This is a genomic window from Rhizobium sp. CECT 9324, assembly GCF_918741265.1.
Classification (GTDB): Bacteria; Pseudomonadota; Alphaproteobacteria; order Rhizobiales; family Rhizobiaceae; genus Allorhizobium.
In genome coordinates this window covers 3,066,390-3,087,410 of record NZ_CAKKMZ010000001.1, presented here as the reverse complement: position 1 = coordinate 3,087,410, position 21,021 = coordinate 3,066,390, and the positions used below count along the sequence as shown (strand labels likewise).

Below are 21,021 nucleotides of genomic sequence, written 5' to 3'. Positions count from 1 at the left end.
TGGTGCCGCCTCTGCCGCGAACGCCGATGGCGTTGGCGGCGTATCGTGGTTTAGCCTCGCCCCAATTGACTTTGCTTTTTCATGACGGAGAGCCCGCTCGTGCAACCCGCAAAGACATCCAGCTCGGAATTGTACGCCTTGGTCTTTGCCTGCATCAGGCCGAGCACACTGTGGAACAGATTGTCATGGGAGTGCGGGGCTTGCGCGCTCCCTGCCAGGCAGGCTTTGTCGAGCCCGATCGACTGATCGAATGCGGGGGCTGTCCAAACGACGAACGGAACTTTCGTCTGTTGATCCGGTGCAAACATATACGGTGCGCCATGGAGATAGAGGCCATTCTCCCCCAGCGATTCGCCATGGTCGGACATGTAGATCATGGCGCCATCCAGGGCCTGTTCACGCGCCTTCAGCCTCTCGATGACCTGCGCAATGATATGGTCCGTGTAGAGAATGGCATTGTCATAGGCATTGACGATCATGTCCTTCGAACAGGCTTCGAAATCCACGGTTCGGCAATCAGGGGTGAATTTCCGATACGCTTCCGGGTAACGCAGATAATAGGCTGGCCCATGGTTGCCGAGCTGATGCAGAACCAGCACCGCATCCGTATCCACCGCATCCAGCCAATCGTCGAGCCCAGCAAGCAGGATGTCGTCGAGACATTCACCATTCTGGCAATAGCGCCTGTCATTAGAGCGAAACAGCTCCTTTTTCGGAATACGATCCGCCACCTTCTTGTCACCGGTGTTGTTATCCCACCATTCCGTCTTGATCCCGGCATGGGTGAGGACATCCATCAGGTTTTCGGTCGCCAATGCTTTCGCATGCGAGTAGTGGGCGCGGCCATAGACGGAGAACATGCACGGCAGTGATACGGCCGTGGCCGTGCCGCAGCTCGACGTGTCGCTGAAATACACGATGTCCTGCCTGGACAGTTCAGGGTTGGTTTCGCGCCCATAACCTCCCAACTGGAAATTCTCAGCACGCGCCGTTTCTCCGACGACGATGATCGTGACCCGGGGTTTTCTGTTCTGGCCGGACAGAGGATCCTCGACTTTCGCATCGGCACCAAGTGGCGCCACGACGATGTTCTGCTCCCCGGATGCCTTGAGCGCAAAGCTGACTGCGCTTCCGATCGGAAAGATCGGATTGAGGGTGGGAAACCAGTCGCGATGCTCTCTGGTGGTGAAAATATAGGTGCCGCTGTTTAAGATCGCGACGCTGGAAAACGCGGCTAGGCAGGCTGTCACGACGAGCAGGTTTACGCCGAGTTTGCGCAGGATCGGCCTGTGCAGAACTTTGATCCAGACAATCAAAATGGACGGGAGAAGCGCATAGGCCACCATATGCATGCCAAAGGCAGGGGTGATCAGATGTGCGGCTTCCGCTGTGTTTGTCTCGACGGCGTTCCGGATCATTTCGCGATCGATCGTGATGCCGAAGCTGTCCATGAACCAGGCAGAAGCCGATGCCGAAAACAGCATCAGGATCAAGATCGGCTTGATCATATATTTGGCCGAACACGCCACAGTCATAGCTGCAAATGCGCCGAGAAGACCAACAGCCAGGGCGCTTAAGGCAAAATCCTGCCCAGCGAGATAGGCCGACGACTTGCGCCAGAATGTCGTATTCATGAAAAAGAGCAGATAAGCGGCCGTGGCTACGCTCAGCCATTCGCTGCGAAGGCTTGGTCGCAGCGTTAAAAGCTTTTTCAGCAAGCTCGTTTCCTTTCGTGCATGGATCCCCGTTCCGATGCACTGGCAAGGAAAGCTGACAGCCACCTGAAGACGCGGCCACACCGTTGGGCGCGCCCGGCATGGCAACCGCATTCAATTGGAAAGTGTCCAACCGAGCCCTATGCAGCGCTCCCAATTGACAGTGGGCATATTGCCGTGCAGCCGGGTTGTGCTGGACTTCATAGACAAAGTTGGATTGTTGCGCGGGTGATGCGAAATGGTGGGCCCGGAGGGACTCGAACCCCCAACCAAGCGGTTATGAGCCGCCGGCTCTAACCATTGAGCTACAGGCCCAGCCCGGCACGTGGTGCCGGCGGGCGGGCAATGGTTACCCCGCACCGTGGCGAAGGCTCTAACGCAAATTCTTCGGACCGACAAGCCTTTGCCGCAATGGCTTCACAATCCCGCGTCATCAATGACTTGGAAGGGCATTCAACCGGGCCGTGAAGAGCAATATCTGCCGTGCGGTCGGGATTCGCGGGAAAAAAGGAAACATTCCACATGCTGAGACATACACGCGCTCTGGCCCTGGCTGCAGCGCTTTCGGGCACGACTTTCATGCTGACTTCGTTCGCGCCGGCCTTTGCTGCCGAGGCGGAGAGGCGGGAGGCGACGATCATGGTGTCGGGCGAGGGCGAAGCCGCGATCGCGCCTGACATGGCGCTGGTTTCGCTGAGCGTCGTGCGCGATGCGGCGACCGCCGGCGAGGCACTGAGCGCCAATAGCGCGGCGATGGCCGAGGTGCTTGCCAGCCTCAAGGAACAGGGCATTGCCGAAAAGGACATGCAGACGACGGATTTTTCGATCCAGCCGAAATATCGCCAGCAGCCGACCGATGGCACGGGCTTCGAGGCGCCGGAAATCGTCGGCTACAGCGTGTCGAACGGGCTGACCGTCAGGGTGCGCGATCTTGCCAAGCTCGGCGGCTTGATCGACCAGGCGGTGACGCTCGGCGTCAACCAGGGCGGCAATATCGTCTTTACCAATGACAATCCGGATGCGGCGATCGATGCCGCGCGCAAGGCGGCCGTTGCTGACGCCGCCGCCAAGGCAAAGACATTGTCGGAAGCCGCCGGCGTCAAGGTCGGCCGCGTCATCGACATTTCGGAGAATTTTGCCCGGCCGATGCCGATGATGATGTCGGCTGCAGCGCCGATGGCCAAGCGCATGGACGAGGCCATGCCGGTGGCTGCCGGCGAGAACCGTTATACGGTGACGGTCAACATCACCTATGGGCTCGAGCAATAAATCCTGGCGCAATTGACCATGGCAAAGGCCGGAGGGAAACCTCCGGCCTTTCTCGTTTGAAGGGATTCGCCAAGCCTCAGACCTTGAGCGGGCTTTCCTGGATGACTTTGGTCAGGCTGCCTTCGGCCGGGAAAAGCGGGATCAGGCAGGCCTGCAGGGCGTGATAGATATCGCCCTTGCCGGGGAAGAGGCTGTTTGCGGGCGTGCCGTCCTCTGTCAGTTCCTCGTGCCAGCCACCGAATTGCCGGTCGAGGCTGTTGCCTGCAATGTAGTTCCAGATGCGGCGGTAGCTCTCCTCGTGGAAGTCGCTTTCCTGGTGCTGGTTGAGGAAATGCGCGGCGCCGGCGCCCTCGCAGAGTGGCCACCAGAGCTTGGCGGTCTTTTCCGGGATATTGGCCCAGTCGAGCGTATAGAAGAAGCCGCCCTTGTCCTTGTCCCAGCCGAGCGCCATGGACTGAAAGAACAGGCCGCGGGCTGCCTCCGGCATCCAGTCATGGCGCTGGCCGTCGAGGATCCACAACTGCATCAGAAGCCTTGCCCATTCCAGCCAGTGGCCGGGCGTGGTGCCGGCGGGACGAAACATCTCGTTTTCATGATAATAGGTGCGGTCGACCACCCATTGCTCGTCGAAATGTTCGGCGACGCGGAAGGCTTCCTCGCGGGCGCGGCGGTTGATCAGGAGATCGGCAATGCTTGTCGCCTTGTCGAGATAATGGCGCTCGCCGGTCGCTTCGAAGGCGGCCATCAGGGCTTCGGTCAGGTGCATGTTGGAGTTCTGGCCGCGATAGCCGGGCACGGGCTGCCAGTCGGCGGAAAACTCCTCGGCGATGGCACCGTGGGCTTCTTCCCAGAAGCGGGTTTCGATCACCTCGGTGATATCTGCAAGCATGCGGTCGGCGAGCGGATGGCCGATCGTCTTGGCCGATGATGCGGCGAGCAGGACAAAGGCGTGGCCGTAGCCCTGCTTGGAGGCGTCGGCAGCGCCGGTGTCATCAGCCTGCCAGAAATAGCCGCCGTTTTTCTCATCGCGATGCCTTTCCCAGAGATAGCGCATGCCGTGATCGACGACATCGGCCGAGCCCGGACGGCCAAGCAGGTCGCCGATTGCAAAACAATGGACCATGCGGGCGCTGGCATGGATGCCGCGGGCAGGGTTGTCGGTCGCTAAGGGCTTACCGTCGCGCGTCAGGTCGTAGAAGCCGCCTTTCGGGTTGATGGCGGCGGTCTGGAAGAAATCGAACAGGCCGTCGGCCTGCTGCAGCAGCCAGCGCCGATGATAGGGGCGATCGGACCAAAGCGGCGCGAGCGGCTGGGTTTTGTTGGCGTCCGACATGCTTGTCCTCCCGGGAATTAAATCTTTTCAGCTCTATAGCCGATCCGGCGGGGTCTTGTCATCGCTGGACGCCGATTGCCAACAGTGCATTGGCATGTTGACATAAAGATATCTTTATGTGATCTGACCCATGTCGCATTTGAAATAAGGAAATTCGCTCATGCTCGATTCACTGTTCGGCCGCCAGGGCGCCAATCGGGACGGAGCCGAAATTCTCAACGCGCTGCAGCAGGCGGCGCGCGAGCGCATTCTGGTGCTTGATGGCGCCATGGGCACCGAGATCCAGGGACTGGGCCTGGGTGAGGACGATTTCCGCGGCGAGCGCTTCATCGGCTGTGCCTGTCACCAGCAGGGCAATAACGACCTCCTGATCCTGTCGCAGCCGCAGGCGATTGAGGACATCCATTTCCGCTATGCGATGGCGGGGGCGGATATCATCGAAACCAATACCTTTTCCTCGACCCGCATCGCCCAGGCCGATTACCAGATGGAAGGTGCGGTTTATGACCTCAACAAGGAAGGCGCGCATGCGGTGCGCCGCGCTATCCTCAGGGCCGAGCGCGAGGACGGCAAACGCCGCTTTGTCGCCGGCGCCATCGGTCCGACCAACCGCACGGCCTCGATTTCACCGGACGTGAACAATCCCGGCTACCGTGCGGTTTCCTTTGATGATCTGCGGCTTGCCTATGGCGAGCAGATTGACGGGTTGATCGACGGCGGGGCCGATCTCATCCTGATCGAGACGATCTTCGACACGCTGAACGCAAAGGCTGCGATCTTTGCCTGCGAGGAACGGTTTGCCGCCAAGGGCATCCGCCTGCCGGTGATGATTTCCGGCACAATCACCGACCTGTCCGGTCGCACGCTGTCAGGCCAGACCCCGTCCGCATTCTGGAATTCTATCTCGCATGCACGGCCGTTTGCCGTCGGTCTCAACTGTGCGCTTGGGGCGGACGCGATGCGGCCGCATCTGCAGGAACTGTCGGGTGTCGCCGATACCTTCATATCCGCCTATCCGAATGCCGGCCTGCCGAACGAATTCGGTCTCTACGACCAGAGCCCAGAGGAAATGGCAGTTCTCGTGGCCGGTTTTGCCGACGAGGGCATCGTCAATGTCGTCGGCGGCTGCTGCGGTTCGACGCCGGAGCATATCCGGGCGATTTCGGAGGCGGTTGCCGGCAAAGCACCGCGGGTGCCTGCTGAGCACCGGCCGTTCATGTCGCTGTCGGGCCTCGAGCCCTTCGTGCTGACCAAGGACATTCCCTTCGTCAACGTCGGCGAGCGCACCAATGTCACCGGCTCGGCCAAGTTCCGCAAGCTGATCACCGCCGGCGACTATTCGGCGGCGCTGGTGGTTGCGCGAGACCAGGTCGAGAACGGCGCCCAGATCATCGACATCAACATGGACGAAGGCCTGATCGATTCGGAAAAGGCGATGGTCGAGTTTCTCAACCTGATCGCCGCCGAGCCGGATATCGCCCGCGTTCCCGTGATGATCGACAGTTCGAAGTTCCAGATCATCGAAAGCGGCCTGAAATGCGTTCAGGGCAAGTCGGTGGTGAATTCAATCTCGCTGAAGGAAGGCGAGGAGAATTTCATCGCCCAGGGCCGGCTGATCCGCAATTATGGCGCAGCCGTCGTCGTTATGGCCTTCGACGAGCAGGGCCAGGCCGATACCTATGAACGCAAGGTTGAGATCTGCTCGCGGGCCTACAAGATCCTGACCGAAGAAGCGGGCTTTCCGCCGGAAGACATCATTTTCGACCCGAACATCTTTGCGGTGGCGACGGGCATCGAGGAGCACAACAATTACGGTGTCGACTTCATCGAGGCGACACGGACGATCCGCGAGCGCATGCCGCTCGTGCATATCTCGGGCGGCGTGTCGAACCTGTCGTTCTCGTTCCGCGGCAATGAGCCGGTGCGCGAGGCCATGCATGCGGTGTTCCTCTACCATGCCATCCAGGCGGGCATGGACATGGGCATCGTCAATGCCGGCCAGCTGGCGGTTTACGAGAGTATCGATGCCGATCTGCGCGAGGCCTGCGAGGACGTGGTGCTCAACCGTCGCGCTGACGGCACCGAGCGTCTGCTGGAGATCGCCGAGCGCTATCGCGGCACGGGCGAGAAACAGGCGCGGGTGCAGGACATGTCCTGGCGCGAGCAGCCGGTTGAAAAGCGGCTGGAGCATGCGCTGGTCAACGGCATCACCGAATTCATCGACGCCGATACCGAGGAAGCCCGTCTGCGGGCAGCCCGGCCGCTGCATGTCATCGAAGGTCCGCTGATGGCCGGCATGAACGTGGTCGGCGACCTGTTCGGCGCCGGCAAGATGTTCCTGCCGCAGGTGGTCAAGTCGGCGCGCGTGATGAAGCAGGCGGTTGCCGTGCTGTTGCCCCATATGGAAGAGGAAAAGCGCCTCAACGGCGGCAGTGGCGAACGCCAGGCCGCCGGCAAGGTGCTGATGGCGACGGTAAAGGGCGATGTGCATGACATCGGCAAGAACATCGTCGGTGTTGTTCTCGCCTGCAACAACTACGAGATCATCGACCTCGGCGTGATGGTGCCGGCGAGCAAGATCCTGCAGACAGCGATCGACGAGAAGGTCGATATCATCGGGCTCTCCGGCCTGATCACGCCATCGCTCGACGAGATGGTCCATGTGGCCGCCGAGATGCAGCGGCAGGGCTTCAACATCCCGTTGCTGATCGGTGGCGCGACGACCAGCCGGGTGCACACCGCCGTGAAGATCCATCCGCAGTATCAGGCGGGGCAGGCGGTCTATGTCACCGATGCCAGCCGCGCGGTCGGGGTTGTATCGTCGCTTCTGTCCGATGACATGCGCGACGGCACGATCGAGACCCTGCGCGGCGAATATGCCAAGGTGGCGGATGCCCATGCGCGCGCCGAGGCCGACAAGCAGCGGCTACCTTTGACGCGGGCGCGTGCCAATCCGGTCAAGATCGACTGGTCGGGTTACACACCGACGACGCCAAGCTTTACCGGCACGAAAGTCTTCGAGGATTATGACCTTGAGGAACTGGCGAAATACATCGACTGGACGCCGTTCTTCCAGACCTGGGAGCTGAAAGGCCGTTACCCGGCCATTCTCGAAGACGAGAAACAGGGTGAGGCTGCGCGGGCGCTGTTTGCCGATGCGCAAGCGATGCTGGAGAAGATCATTGCGGAAAACTGGTTCCGTCCGCGGGCGGTCATCGGCTTTTGGCCGGCCAACTCTGTCGGCGACGACATCCGTCTTTATGCCGATGACAGCCGGACCGAGGAGCGCGCGACGTTCTTCACCCTGCGCCAGCAGCTGTCGAAGCGGGATGGGCGGCCGAATGTCGCGCTCAGCGATTTCGTCGCACCGCTGGACACCGGCATCGCGGACTATGTCGGCGGTTTTGTCGTGACTGCTGGCATCGAGGAAGTGGCGATTGCCGAGCGCTTCGAAAGGGCCAATGACGACTATTCGTCGATCATGGTGAAGGCGCTGGCCGACCGGTTTGCCGAGGCCTTTGCAGAGCGCATGCATGAGCGGGTGCGTCGTGAATTCTGGGGCTATGCAGCGGATGAGGCATATTCTCCGGATCAACTGGTGGCCGAGGAATATGCCGGCATTCGCCCGGCGCCCGGCTACCCGGCACAGCCGGATCATACGGAGAAGGCGACGCTGTTTTCGCTGCTGGATGCGACGCAAGCAACCGGCGTGACGCTGACGGAAAGCTATGCCATGTGGCCGGGTTCATCGGTTTCGGGCATCTATATCGGCCAGCCGGAAAGCTATTATTTCGGTGTGGCCAAGGTCGAACGTGACCAGGTGGAAGACTATGCCAGCCGCAAGGGCATGGATGTTCGCGACGTCGAGCGTTGGCTGGGACCGGTACTGAACTATGTGCCGAAGGCGGCAGAGTGATAGCGGTTTGCTTGGACCGCTGGCGCTGACTTGCGCCTCAACTTGCTCTGACTTGCCCCTCACCCTGCCACTCTCCCCGCAATCGGAGAAATGGAGACGTTGCGGCCTTGCCCCCTTCTGCCCGTCTGCGGGGAGAAGGTGCCGGCAGGCGAAGTGGGTAATGTTGCTTCACGCTTTGAATCAGGGGGCTGCCGGATTGATTCAGGTGGCTCAGGTATCGATTTGATAAGGCAACGAAAAAGCACTCATGTGGTCAGTCTGAGCAGGATGGCGGTTGTGTCGTCCGACTGCTTGAAGCGGGGATATTGCAGACCGTCGGGATCAACCACCCGTTCGTAGTGGCGCAATTCTTCGACGAGCGACCGCAGGCCCGCTGTTGCGGCGCGGCGGATCAACGAGCCGGGGTCATAGGCCTTGTAGAGGGCAACCAGATCCGCGAGGCCGTCGGAGCACAGGATGGCGGTCGCGCCGCCGCCATGCACCGGAACGTCACAGGTGAACAGATGATCGGCGGCCTCCGGCACCACGCCGAAGGTCCAGGTCGCGCCGTTTGGCGTGTTCTGCAATGCGCGACCCTTGCGCAGGTCTTCGAGCGTCGTCGGGTCGGTATTGGCGCTGCCGGATGCGCCAATGCCGCCGAGGCGGGCAATATGCTGCGCCGCCCTGTGTTGTTCCCATTCATAGGCGCCGGGGATCGGGATGACAAAATCGCTTTGTCCGTCGTCATGCAGGATGTAGAGGGCGCTGTCGCCGAGGCCGAAATACTGGAAACCGGTCGCTGTGGCACGCAGAGCTGTCAGGCTGCAGAGCGGCCAGGCGTAACGTGGCTGCTCGCCGGCCACGGCTTCGAAGGCCTGGCGTGCATCTTCGGAGATGGCGCGCAGGATGGATCTGGGATCGGTCGTCGCATCCAGTCTTTGTTCAAGCTGCATGGCGCCGAACTCGGCGATCCAGGCGGCATCGGAGCCATAATCCTGCATGAATTGCCGGTCGCCCAGGCCGGTTGCGCCATCGAAGACGAAGGCGGCATGCTGATTGTGGCCGAGACGGTCCTCGTTCGGCCTGCCGTCCTTGCCGGGGTCGGACAGGGCTTCGATGATCGAAATTGCGGGATGGAGGCTCATAGGGTCAGGTCCAGACATAAATCATGGCAAGGCATCAGGAAGAGTGCCAGATTCGCAGCCGCTTGTTGTCGCAAAGGCGAACAGCATCCTGTTTCTATCATGCTGCCTTGAAGCGGGTCATGATGGCGGCGCGGTTCGGATCGGTGAGCACGACCGCAATTGCATATTCCAGCGCGCTCAAGCTGGCCTCGTCGGGATAGATGACCTTGTCGGAGACAATTTCCTCCGGCAAGAGCGCCAGCACCCTGTTGTCTGTGGTCGCCCCGCCGCTGGCGAGAAGATCAACCGCTGCAACGTTCGGATCCATCAGGTGATTGAGCAAGGCATAGGCCGCCGGTCTATTCTGTGTCCTGGTCGGAATCGCATAGTAGTCGGTCCAGATCTCGCCGCCATCCGATCCGAGACGGTAGCGGATCTCGTCGATGTCGCGGACCAGTTGCACGGCGTCGTTGCTCCAGCACATGCTGAGCCAGGCGTCCCCGGTACGCATGGCCGGCTGATAGTCGCTGTCGATCGCCAGCAGATGCGGCTTCACCTGCATCAGCAGGTCCTCGGCCTTGGAAAGGGCGTCAGGCTCGATCGAATTGAAGGCATAGCCGAGGGCGACAAGCGCGGCACCGATCGTGGTCAACTGGTAGTCCTGAACGATCGTCCGGCCCGAAGCATCGCCCATGGCTGTGTCGAAGAAGCCGCGCCAACTCGTCACGTCATCAAGCCTGCGTCGGTTATAGGCGATACCGGTCGTGCCGGTATTCTTGGGTAGCGCATGGAGCCTGCTGTGAAACATGGCCGGCGCGAGATAGCGTTCGGGGTTGGCGGCCGGATCAAAATTCGGCAAGGCGGAGAGATCAAGCGGTTCGATCAAGCCCAGGTTTGCATAGGGGGCGAGGGCGTATTGTGTCGGCACGATGAGGTCCCAGGCCGCAGCCTGCGTCTGCATGCGCTGCATCATCACCTCGTTGGAGCCGATGATCTCGACCTTCACGGCGATGTCGTGCAACTGTGAGAACTGCTCGAATGTTGCCGGGTCGTGATAGTTCGGCCAGGTTGCGATGCTGACGCTTTTGCCGAGGGTGCCCGCATTGGCTGGAGCCGAGCCGGTTGCGCCGCCGCCGAACAGGAGACTTGCGAGACCGAGGCCTGTCACCTGCAGGAAGTGACGCCGCGAAACGGATCCGCGCTTCAATCGCATCCATTGATCGATGAACCCGTCTGGGTCGATCGGCGGCCCCTGCCTCGGCATGCTCATAGCGCTTGTGATCCTCGTCATGGCCGCACTGATCGTCGTTCAAACTGTCTTCCGTTGCGTCAATTCATCATAAAAGCATTAACGGGGTTCAAAACGTCGAAAGGCTTTTACCGTATCGCCGCCTGCTTTGGCCGAGCGGCAAGACCGGATGGGAGAGGCGACTGGCCGATCAAACGAAACGGTCGATGATGCTGATGCCGCTGTCCTTAAAGCTGTCCATTTCGGTCAGCGCCCGTGCTGCATCATCAAGGCTGATACGCCGGCCGATCAGCTTTTGCGGCGCGAGTTTACCCGACTGGATCATCTCCAGCATGGCGTCGTAGCGCCAGGCCTGCATGCCGTGGCTGCCGTAGATTTCCAGTTCGTGGCCGATGACGCGCGCCATGGGAATCGCGGGCGTCGCGTGCTCGCCGAGCATCAGGCCGACCTGGACATGGCGTCCTCGCCGCCTCAGGTTGCTGATCGAGTGGAAGCAGGTCTGCGGATGACCGAGCGCATCCACCGAGACATGGGCGCCGCCGCCGGTTGCCTCGCGCACGGCCTCGACGAGGTCCGGCACTTCGCGGCTGTTGATCGCGACTGTGGCGCCGAGCTGGCGGGCGAGTGCCAACTTGTCTTCGGCGATATCGATGGCGACGACATTGGCACCGAGCGCATGGCCGATCATGATCGCCGACAGGCCAACACCGCCGCAGCCATGCACGGCAAGCCATTCGCCGCCCTTGAGGCGTCCCTGATCGACGACGGCACGGAACGACGTGGCAAAGCGGCAACCGAGGCTGGCCGCAGTCTCATAGGTCATGCCGTCGGGCAAGTGGACGAGGTTCTGGTCGGCGTAGTCGATCGCGACATATTCGGCGAAGGAACCCCAATGGGTGAAGCCAGGCTGGAACTGCTCTTCGCAGACCTGCTGGTTGCCAGACCGGCATTCGTGGCAATGGCCGCAGCCGGAAACGAAGGGCACGGTCACCCTGTCGCCGATCTTGAAGCGACGCACGTCGCGGCCAATGGCTGCAATGGTTCCTGCGAGTTCATGGCCAGGGACATGCGGCAGGCGGATATCGGGATCATGGCCCATCCAGCCATGCCAGTCGCTGCGGCAGAGGCCTGTCGCCTTGACGGCGACGACGACGCCGGACGGAGAGGGTGTCGGGTCGGGCAATATGCTGACCTGCGGTATTTCGCCGAAACGTTCATAGAAAAGCGCGCGCATCGGTATGTCCTCTCTGCCTGAATGTATTTCGGCGCGCATCGAAAATGCGCGCCGAAACGTCCTTAGCACCCGTAATGTCGTGCGTTCTAGTCTGCAAGCACGATCAGGCCCGACGGGTCGATCTTGACGCCAACCAGGTCGCCGACGACGGGCGGCTTGGTGCCGGGATCGTTGAACGTGTCGAAAGAGATCGTCTTGCCTGCGACTTCGACACGGGTGCGGATGACCGAGCCGAGGAACTGGCTGGAGGTCACCTTGCCGTTGACGGTCGCCTGGTCGGCGCCTGCGAGAGAGCCGGCCTCGGGGCGCATGGCAAGTTGTACGGGTGAGCCGTTGGTCGCAGGGATAGCGTCGCTGATCGAAAGCGTGCTGTCGCCGATCTTCACCAGGCCCGCAGCCTGATCGGTCACGATGGCTTCGAGAACATTCAGCGTACCGACGAAAGAGGCGACGAAGCGGGTGGTCGGACGGTTGTAGATCTCGAACGGCGTGCCGATCTGGTCGGCCTTGCCGGCATTCATGACGACGATGCGGTCGGAGATCGACAGCGCTTCTTCCTGGTCATGGGTGACGAAGACAGTGGTGATGCCGAGCTGCTGCTGGATATGGCGGATTTCCTCGCGCAGCGACACACGGATCTTGGCGTCCAACGCGGAAAGCGGTTCGTCGAGCAGCAGTACTTGCGGCTTAGGGGCCAGCGCGCGGGCAAGCGCCACGCGCTGCTGCTGGCCGCCTGACAGCTGGTAGGGATAACGCTCGGCCAGATGGTCGAGGTGAATGAGGGCCAGCATTTCCCTGACGCGCGCCTCGATGGCAGTTTTTGCCATGCCGGCGATCTTCAGACCGAAGGCGACATTGTCGAAGACGTTCATGTTGGGAAACAGCGCATAGGCCTGGAAGACCATGCCGATATTGCGCTGGTTCGGCTTCAGGTTTGTCTGATCCTTGCCGGCGATTTCGATCGTGCCGCCGCTCGGGGTCTCGAAGCCGGCGATCATGCGCAGGATCGTCGTCTTGCCGCAGCCCGACGGCCCAAGGAAGGAGATGAACTCGCCCTTGTTAATCGCCATGTTGAAGTCGTGAACGACTTTGGTCGGACCGAAGGATTTCTGCAGATTGGTGAGTGTGAGAAAGCTCATGAAGGTTCAGTCCTCAGGCCTGGCGAGGCGCGGTTTTCTGGAAACGGGAAACAAGCTGGATCAGTCCAAGGCAACCCCAGGTGATGCCGAAGGCGATGACCGCCAGGGCCGCAGGTTCATAGGCGCGGTTGGCGCCGAGCAACTGCATGTAGGGGCCGAAGGCCGGCTTGTTGAGAAGGGCGGCCATGGTGAACTCGCCGATGACGATGGCGAAGGTCAGGAAGGCGCCCGAGAGGACGGCGACGAGCACATTGGGCAGGATGATCTTGGAAATGATCGTGTACCAGCCGGCGCCGAGGCTTTGGGCGGCCTCGGTCAGGGTGCCGACATCAATGGTGCGCAGACCCGTGTCGACGGCACGGTACATGTAGGGCAAAGACAAGGTGGCGTAACCGAACATCAGCAGGACATCAGTACCGATTGAGGAACCGGTGAGCGGCAGCCAGCTCGATGTGTTGTAGAGGCGGATATAGCCGAAGACGATGACGATGGCCGGGATGACCAGAGGCAGAAGCGTGACGAATTCGATGTAGGGACGAAGACCGGGCAGCTTGAGGCGAACCCAGTAGGCGGTCGGCACGATGAGGAAGATGCCGAACAGGATGGTGACCAGCGCCATGGTGACGGAATAGGAGAAGGTTTCCTGGAAGCGCGGATCGGCCAGCACCTTGGCATAGGCGTCGAAGGAATATTCTCCGCGCCGCATCTTCAGCGAGAAGTTGGTCATGCCGATCAGCGGCAGGAAAAAGTAGAGGAGGCCAAAAACCAGGGCTCCCCAAGCCCAGAGACGCTTCATTTCAGCCACCTTTCGCTGCGGGCACGCAGCCAGATATAAAGTGCATTGGCCACGCCGGTGATGACGATCATGCCGAAGGCAAGTGCATAACCAAGGTGCGGATCGCCGAGAACGTCACCGCGGATCTGGGCAAACAGCAGAATCGGTACAATATTCAGCGATGAGCCGGTCAGCGCGATGGCGGTTGCGACCGCGCCGAAGGCGTTGGCGAAGAGCAGCGCCATCGTGCCGAGGAAGGATGGCAGCAGGATCGGGAAGGCGACCATGCGCCAGTATTGCGCATTCGTCGCGCCCAGGATCGAGGCTGCTTCGCGCCATTCTTTCTTCAGGCCGTCCAGCGCCGGCGTGATGATCAGGATCATCAGCGGGATCTGGAAGAAGAGATAGGTCAGAGTCAGGCCCCAGAAGGACAGGAGGTTGAAGCCGAGCATGCGCAGGTCTACGCCGAGCTGGGTCTTGAGGAAGACCGTTACCAGTCCGACAGGCCCAAGCGTTGCCAGAAAGGCGAAGGCGAGCGGCACGCCGGCGAAGTTGGAGGCGACGCCGGAAAAGGTCAGAAGCGGCCCGCGGATCCACTGCGGCAATCCTCCGAGCACGACGGCGGCAGCGACGGCAAAGCCGATAGCGCAGCCGAGAATGGCGCTAGCAAGACTGATCCTGATCGAAATCAGATAGGCCGACATGATCGACGGGGTAAACAAGCCGCGGATGTTGTCTAGCGTCAGCGAGCCGTCCGGGGTCTGGAAGGCTCCAATGACGATTTTCATCGTCGGCATGATCAGGAAAAGGACGGTGAAGGCGGCAAAGGGCAGAACGCCCAGCCAATGGAGGGGGAGGCGGAAGCGCGGCCCGGGGGGCGCAGCTGAACTGACCTGTTGGGATGACATTGCTGGTGCCCTTCGTCCGCGTGGTCGCGGTTTCTATAAAATGCAAATGCCGCCCCGGTCGTAAGATCGGGGCGGCTTTCATGCGCTATGCCTTACTGGACGTTGGCGCCAACGACGCTGTCCCAGGCGCCGGTGACGGCAGCCTTGTTGGCATCGACTTCTTCCAGTGTCGGGAAGTAGGCCTTCTCGTAGGAAGCGGCCGGCGGCAGCTTGTCGAGCAGGGCCTGCGGGATCTTGCCAGCCTTGGACATGGCGTTGAAGCGGGCCGGGTGGCAATAGCCGGCGAGCCATGCGGTCTGGCCTTCGTCGGAATAGAGGTACTCCATCCAGAGCTTGGCAGCGTTCGGGTGCGGCGCGAAGGCCGAGATGCCCTGAACGTAGACGCCGGCGAGAACGCCCGATGCCGGAACGACGACTTCAACCGGCGGGTTGCCGGCGAGCGTGTCCTTGGCAGCAAGGGCGTTGTAGTCCCACATGACGACGATCGGGGTTGCACCCTGAGCGAGCGTGCCGGACTTGCCGATGACCGGAACGAAGTTGCCGGCCTTGTTGAGCTCGCCGAAATATTTCAGGCCAGCTTCGCCAGCGTCCTTGCCAGCCTTGGCGCCCGATGCGAGGCCGGCGGCGAGAACACCGAGGATGGCCTGGTTGGAAGCGCGCGGGTCACCGGCGAGTGCCACCTGACCGGCATATTCCGGCTTCAGCAGGTCCGACCAGTCCTTCGGGGTGTTGGCCACGAGGTCCTTGTTCACCAGCAGCGACATGACGCCGTAATAGTCGCCGTACCAGAAGCCGTCTGCGTCCTTCACTTCAGCCGGGATTTCGTCCCAGGTGGAGACCTTGTAAGGCTGCAGCAGGCCTTCGGCCTTCATCTGCGGGCCGAAAGCAAGACCGACGTCGACAACGTCAGGCGCCTGCGGGCCCTTGTTGTCCTTGTTGGCCTTGATGGCTTCGACTTCGTCGGCCGAACCTGCATCCGGGTTCAGTTCATTGACGGTGATCTCCGGATACTTCTTCTTGAAGCCATCGATGACCGCACCGTAACCGCACCAGTCGTGCGGCAGCGCGATGGTGGTCAGCATGCCTTCCTTCTTGGCGGCTTCGATGAGCTCGGCGCTCGGTTCGGCATAGGCAACGGCGGAGCTGGCCATCACGATAGCCGTCGTAAGGGACAGGGCTTTGCGGAAATTGGTAATCACTGGAATTCTCCTCTGAGTTGGCAGCGATGCGGTTCACTTAGGTGCGCATTATTATCGTTGTATGACGGTTGGCGACGGCAGACTGACTTTACCGTTTCGCCCACGTACATTGGTAGTATTTCCTCCATGCTCGTGTTTGCCTATCGGGGCTTTCGAAACAGGCGCGCCTGTTCGAAGAGTCCTTCCAGGGTATTCATGCGTTCGCGCGTCTCATCCCAGGACGAGCTCTGCACGGCTTCGATCAACGCCTCCACCACGAACAGCGTCACCACGGACGAATCCCAGGCGGATGGTGCTTCGATGTGTAGCTTGAAACAGTTGCGTGCATGCTGGGCGACGGGCGACATCCATTGGTCGGTAAAGACGATGATCTCGACGCCGTTGGCTCTAGCCACTTCCGCAAGGGTGGTCATGTCGGCTTCGTAGCGGCGGATGTCGAAAATGATCAGCACATCGCCGGCCTGCATGTTGAGCACATGCTGCGGCCAGGAGCTGGCATTCGACGACATCAGGGTCGTCTTCGGCCGGATGACCTGCATATGGGTAAAGAAATACTCGGCCAGCGCGCCGGTGATGCGACCGCCGACAAAATACAGGCTGCGATTGCGGTCGCCCAGCAGCCGAGCAGCTTCGTCGAAGGTCGAGGTTCTGAGTTCGCCCAGTGACGAGCGCAGATTGCTGATCACGGCTTCGGCAAAGCGATTGAGAATATGCCGGTTCGGGGCATTGGCTGCCCAGCGGTCATGCTTGTTGATCGGATTGGAGATCGTGGCTTCCAATTCCTGGTGCAGGTGGGCCTGAAACTCCGGATAACCCTTGTAGCCGAGTTTCTGCACCATGCGCGCCACTGTCGGCGTCGATACCCCAGCGTTCTCGGCGACAGTGGTGATGCTGCCGAGGCCGGATACGGGGTAATTTTCCAGCAGGCTTTCTGCCAGCTGCCGTTCGGCGCGTGTCAGCCCATCGAAATGGGCATGGATCACGTCCGACACTGTCTTGGACGCACTTAGCAAGGACCGATAGTCTCCCCTCAAGCCGATCTATGCCGGCTTTTGAAGGATTAAGCCTTTATGGCCGGAATGTGTCAATTGCTATTTTGAAGAGATTTCTTCAGTTCCCATTGACAGCGGGTAAATCGTGAAGAATTCTCTTCGTAATAAATGCAGCCGAATGGCGCAGGGGAAATCAGCATGCTCTCAAGGCCCGACATCCTGACGCCGGCGGACGGCGCAGCCGTCGAAGTGGAAAATTCCGCTGCGTCCGGCCCGGTTGTGCTGGTCTGCGAACATGCAAGTCTGGCGCTGCCGGAGCGGGCAGGGGATCTGGGCCTGCCGGCAGAAGCGCTGGAAAGTCATATCGCCTGGGACCCCGGTGCGTTGGCGGTTTCGCGACTGTTGTCGCAGACGCTGGATGCTGTGCTCATCCATCAGCGTTTCTCGCGTTTGATCTACGACTGCAATCGTCCACCGGAATCGCCGGCGGCAATGCCTGAAAAGAGCGAGATATACGATATTCCGGGGAACCGGGACCTCGGGGCCGCCGAGCGCTATGCGCGGACAGCAGCGCTTTACGTGCCGTTTCACGACAGCATCAGCGCAACGCTTGTGGCACGCGAAGCAGCAGGTCTTTCGAGTGTCTTGGTCACGGTCCACAGTTTTACGCCGGTCTATTTTGGCAAGCCGCGGGCGGTCGAGATCGGCATCCTGCACGATAGCGACAGCCGGCTTGCCGATGGCATGCTGGAGGCGGCCGAGGGTGGGCCGTTCCGGGTGGAGCGCAATGCGCCCTATGGACCAGACGACGGCGTCACGCATAGCCTGAGACTGCATGCCCTGCCGCACGGGCATCTCAACGTCATGATCGAGGTCCGCAACGACCTGATCGCAGATAATATCGGCCAAGGGGTTGTGGCCGATTACCTGGCAGTTCTGATCCAAAACGCGATCACGGCCTGCCAGAAATAATAAAAAGACCCCAAGGGGAGCAGCTCAGCTGCAACCTCCGCCCGTCAGTGGTGGAACTGAAAGATAGTCAATTGTCCGCAATTCCGCGGACAATCGTCAACTGGGGGACGTCATGTCAGACTATTCGGATTCGGATAAAAAGCAGGATCTTCATATCCTGCATTCCATGGGCTACGCCCAGGAACTCGAACGACGCATGAGTTCATTTTCGAACTTCGCTGTTTCTTTCTCCATTATTTGCATCCTTTCCGGCGGTATCAATTCGCTCGCTCAGGCGACTTCCGGCGCCGGGGGCGCTGCGATCGGTATCGGCTGGCCGCTTGGTTGCTTCGTTTCGCTCGTCTTCGCGGTCGCCATGGCGCAGATCAGTTCTGCCTATCCGACGGCCGGCGGCCTCTACCACTGGGGTTCGATCCTCGGCAATCGCTTCACCGGCTGGCTGACCGCGTGGTTCAACCTGCTCGGCCTCGTCACGGTGCTCGGCGCTATCAATGTCGGCACTTATTACTTCTTCCTCGGTTCCTTCGGAGGCCCGTATCTTGGGCTTGAAGATACTACGCTGACCCGCATGATCTTCCTCGTGCTGATCACCGGTCTCCAGGCGCTGGTCAATCACATGGGGATTGGCCTGACCGCCAAGCTCACCGACTTCTCCGGTTACCTGATCTTCGCCACGGCTATCGCCCTCAGCGTCGTGTGCCTGGCCGCTGTCGACAGCTTCGATATCGCCCGGCTCTTCACCTTCAGCAACTATTCGGGGGAAGCCGGCGGGAATGTCTGGCCGGAGACGTCGGGAACCTGGGTGTTCCTGCTCGGCCTCCTGCTGCCGATCTACACGATCACAGGCTATGACGCGTCGGCGCATACGTCCGAAGAAACCGTTAAGGCTGCGATTTCCGTGCCGAAGGGCATGATTTCGTCCGTGCTGTGGTCGGCGCTGTTCGGCTATATCATGCTGTGCTCGTTCGTGCTGATGATCCCGAGCATGGATGATGCCGCAGCCCAGGGCTGGAACGTGTTTTTCTGGGCGATGGACGCTCAGGTCAATCCGATCCTCAAGGATGTGCTTTATCTTGCGATCCTGGTCAGCCAGTGGCTTTGCGGCCTTGCGACGGTCACGTCGGTGTCGCGCATGATCTTCGCGTTTGCCCGTGACGGTGGTCTGCCGGCCTCGTCGGCACTTTCAAAGGTGAGCCCGAAATACCGTTCGCCTGTCACGGCGATCTGGACAGGCTCGATTTTGGCTGTGTTGTTCGTGTGGGGGTCTTCGCTTGTCTCCATCGGTGAAACGCCGGTCTATACGATCGTCGTATCCTGCACGGTCATCTTCCTGTTCTTCTCCTTCGCGATCCCGATCACGCTCGGGTTCTTCGCCTGGGGTACGAGCAAGTGGCCGGCTATGGGACCGTGGAACCTCGGTGAAGGCGTGTTCAAGCTTTTCGCCGGCTTGTCGGTTGTCGCCATGGCGCTGATTTTCATCCTCGGCATCCAGCCGCCGAATGATTGGGCGCTGTACATCACCGTCGGCTTCCTGATCGTCACGGCCATCGTCTGGTTCGCCTTTGAGAAGAAGCGTTTCAAGGGACCGCCGATCGGCGATGAAGTGGCAAAGCGGCAGGCCGAGATTGCTGCAGCCGAAAAGGCTGTCGGTGAAAGCGCCTGACGCTGACCAAACCAGCAAGCCGGCGGCGCACTCGCCTCCGGCTTGCCATTGACCCTCGCTTGACCAGCGCTTTCGGCGCGGTTCTGTTTTTCGTTGTTCCTACTCCTGCGGATGGCCCCTATGACCACCAACTATACGTTTGAAGATTTGAAGAAGGATGTTGCCGAGGGCCGCATCGATACCGTTCTGGCGTGTCAGGTGGATATGCAGGGCCGACTGATGGGCAAGCGTTTCCAGGCGGAGTTCTTCGTCGAGAGCGCCTACAAGGAAACCCATAGCTGCAACTATCTGCTCGCCACCGACATGGAGATGGAAACCGTCTCCGGCTACAAGGCGACCAGCTGGGAAAAGGGTTACGGCGACTACACGATGAAGCCCGATCTTTCGACGCTTCGCCGTACTCCATGGCTGGAAGGCACGGCGCTGGTTCTCTGCGACATGCTCGATCATCACACCCACGAGGAAGTGGCGCATTCGCCGCGCGCGATCCTGAAGAAACAGGTCAAGCGGCTTGAAGCGATGGGCATGAAGCCGTTCATGGCAACCGAGCTCGAATTCTTCCTGTTCGACCAGAGTTATGAAGCGGCGCAGGCAAGCGGTTACCGCAACCTGAAGCTCGCTTCGGGTTATAACGAAGACTACCATATCTTCCAGACGACCAAGGAAGAAGGCGTCATGCGCGCGATCCGCAAGGGTCTGCAGGGTGCTGGAATCCCTGTTGAGAATTCAAAGGGCGAAGCATCAGCCGGTCAGGAAGAAATCAATGTTCGCTATGCCGATGCCCTGACCATGGCCGACCGTCATGTGATCATCAAGAATGGCTGCAAGGAGATAGCCTGGTCGCAGGGCAAGGCGATCACGTTCCTTGCTAAGTGGCACTACACCGCCGCCGGTTCGTCCTCGCATATCCATCAATCGCTCTGGTCGCTCGACGGAAAACCGTTGTTCTTCGACGACAAGGGTCAGTACGGCATGTCGGAGCTGATGAAGCACTACATGGCCGGTCTACTTAGCCATGCGAGCGAGATCACCTATTTCCTGGCGCCCTACATCAACTCCTACAAGCGTTTCATGGCTGGAACGTTTGCGCCGACAAAGGCGATCTGGTCGAAAGACAACCGGACGGCCGGCTATCGCCTGTGTGGCGAGGAAACCAAGGCGATCCGCGTCGAATGCCGCGTCGGCGGTTCCGACCTCAATCCGTATTTGGCCATGGCGGCGCTGATCGCTGCTGGCATCGACGGCATCGAAAAGAAGCTGGCGCTTGAAGCGGCCTTTACCGGCGATGCCTATGGCGCGACCGATGTGCGGGAAATTCCGCGCACGCTGCGTGCGGCCACCGAAGAACTGACCCAGTCCACGATGCTGCGCGAGGCATTCGGCGACGACGTGATCGACCACTACGTTCGCGCTGCCGAATGGGAGCAGGAAGAATACGATCGGCGCATCACCGACTGGGAGGTGGCGCGAGGCTTCGAACGGGCTTGACCGAAGGCGGCCTTGAGGTCGCCACCTTCGCCGTCGTAGGGTGAAAACAAGGACAGCGGCGATGGC

The 21,021-nt window shown here is 60.5% G+C and carries 15 protein-coding genes and 1 tRNA gene; 5 read left to right on the top strand and 11 right to left on the bottom strand.

Annotation, left to right across the window (positions count from 1 at the left end):
* Window positions 1-50: 50 nt before the first annotated feature.
* Together LQ231_RS15020 and LQ231_RS15015 are read right to left on the bottom strand one after the other, a co-directional pair.
* A complete protein-coding gene (locus LQ231_RS15020) occupies window positions 51-1,718 on the bottom strand; it encodes a phosphoethanolamine--lipid A transferase (protein WP_230171919.1) in 1,668 nt (555 codons plus the stop codon).
* Window positions 1,719-1,954: 236 nt separating this feature from the next.
* A tRNA-Ile gene (locus tag LQ231_RS15015) sits at window positions 1,955-2,030 on the bottom strand.
* 207 nt (window positions 2,031-2,237) lie between these two features.
* Here LQ231_RS15015 and LQ231_RS15010 point away from each other — a divergent pair.
* On the top strand, window positions 2,238-2,984 hold the full coding sequence (locus tag LQ231_RS15010; protein ID WP_230171918.1) for an SIMPL domain-containing protein: 747 nt from the start codon (window positions 2,238-2,240) through the stop codon (window positions 2,982-2,984).
* A 76-nt stretch (window positions 2,985-3,060) separates the two neighbouring features.
* Here LQ231_RS15010 and LQ231_RS15005 read toward each other — a convergent pair whose 3' ends face one another.
* Complete coding sequence (locus LQ231_RS15005; RefSeq protein WP_230171917.1) at window positions 3,061-4,317, bottom strand: AGE family epimerase/isomerase; 1,257 nt, start codon at window positions 4,315-4,317, stop codon at window positions 3,061-3,063.
* A gap of 160 nt (window positions 4,318-4,477) precedes the next feature.
* Here LQ231_RS15005 and metH point away from each other — a divergent pair, with 160 nt between their 5' ends.
* The gene (metH, locus tag LQ231_RS15000) at window positions 4,478-8,233 is read left to right on the top strand and encodes a methionine synthase (protein ID WP_230171916.1); all 3,756 of its coding nucleotides are present in this window, start codon (window positions 4,478-4,480) and stop codon (window positions 8,231-8,233) included.
* A gap of 245 nt (window positions 8,234-8,478) precedes the next feature.
* Here metH and LQ231_RS14995 read toward each other — a convergent pair whose 3' ends face one another.
* From LQ231_RS14995 to LQ231_RS14960, 8 genes are all read right to left on the bottom strand, one after another.
* A complete protein-coding gene (locus tag LQ231_RS14995) occupies window positions 8,479-9,357 on the bottom strand; it encodes a protein phosphatase 2C domain-containing protein (protein ID WP_230171915.1) in 879 nt (292 codons plus the stop codon).
* Window positions 9,358-9,454: 97 nt separating this feature from the next.
* Complete coding sequence (locus LQ231_RS14990) at window positions 9,455-10,606, bottom strand: spermidine/putrescine ABC transporter substrate-binding protein (protein WP_230171914.1); 1,152 nt, start codon at window positions 10,604-10,606, stop codon at window positions 9,455-9,457.
* Window positions 10,607-10,775: 169 nt separating this feature from the next.
* Window positions 10,776-11,819, bottom strand: a complete 1,044-nt coding sequence (locus LQ231_RS14985) for a zinc-dependent alcohol dehydrogenase family protein (RefSeq protein ID WP_230171913.1) — start codon at window positions 11,817-11,819, stop codon at window positions 10,776-10,778.
* Window positions 11,820-11,905: 86 nt separating this feature from the next.
* Window positions 11,906-12,958, bottom strand: coding sequence for an ABC transporter ATP-binding protein (locus LQ231_RS14980; protein ID WP_230171912.1), 1,053 nt, complete (start codon window positions 12,956-12,958; stop codon window positions 11,906-11,908).
* A 13-nt stretch (window positions 12,959-12,971) separates the two neighbouring features.
* A complete protein-coding gene (locus LQ231_RS14975; protein WP_230171911.1) occupies window positions 12,972-13,754 on the bottom strand; it encodes an ABC transporter permease in 783 nt (260 codons plus the stop codon).
* Window positions 13,751-14,641 (bottom strand): ABC transporter permease subunit, encoded by an 891-nt coding sequence (locus LQ231_RS14970; protein WP_230171910.1) that lies wholly within the window; start codon window positions 14,639-14,641, stop codon window positions 13,751-13,753. Before LQ231_RS14970 ends, LQ231_RS14975 begins: the two co-directional genes overlap by 4 nt.
* Window positions 14,642-14,733: 92 nt before the next feature.
* Window positions 14,734-15,840 carry an ABC transporter substrate-binding protein gene (locus LQ231_RS14965; RefSeq protein WP_113141780.1) on the bottom strand — a complete coding sequence of 369 codons (1,107 nt, stop codon included), beginning with the start codon at window positions 15,838-15,840 and terminating at the stop codon, window positions 14,734-14,736.
* Window positions 15,841-15,980: 140 nt separating this feature from the next.
* Window positions 15,981-16,853: a MurR/RpiR family transcriptional regulator gene (locus tag LQ231_RS14960; protein ID WP_230171909.1), complete on the bottom strand. Its 873-nt coding sequence runs from the start codon at window positions 16,851-16,853 to the stop codon at window positions 15,981-15,983.
* Window positions 16,854-17,030: 177 nt separating this feature from the next.
* On the opposite strand from LQ231_RS14960, the gene LQ231_RS14955 reads away from it, so the two are divergent.
* The 3 genes from LQ231_RS14955 (at window position 17,031) to LQ231_RS14945 (ending at window position 20,955) form a co-directional block, all read left to right on the top strand.
* Window positions 17,031-17,804, top strand: coding sequence for an N-formylglutamate amidohydrolase (locus LQ231_RS14955; protein WP_230171908.1), 774 nt, complete (start codon window positions 17,031-17,033; stop codon window positions 17,802-17,804).
* A gap of 112 nt (window positions 17,805-17,916) precedes the next feature.
* The gene (locus LQ231_RS14950) at window positions 17,917-19,467 is read left to right on the top strand and encodes an amino acid permease (RefSeq protein WP_113141777.1); all 1,551 of its coding nucleotides are present in this window, start codon (window positions 17,917-17,919) and stop codon (window positions 19,465-19,467) included.
* Between the two features lie 120 nt (window positions 19,468-19,587).
* On the top strand, window positions 19,588-20,955 hold the full coding sequence (locus tag LQ231_RS14945) for a glutamine synthetase family protein (RefSeq protein WP_230171907.1): 1,368 nt from the start codon (window positions 19,588-19,590) through the stop codon (window positions 20,953-20,955).
* Window positions 20,956-21,021: the final 66 nt, after the last annotated feature.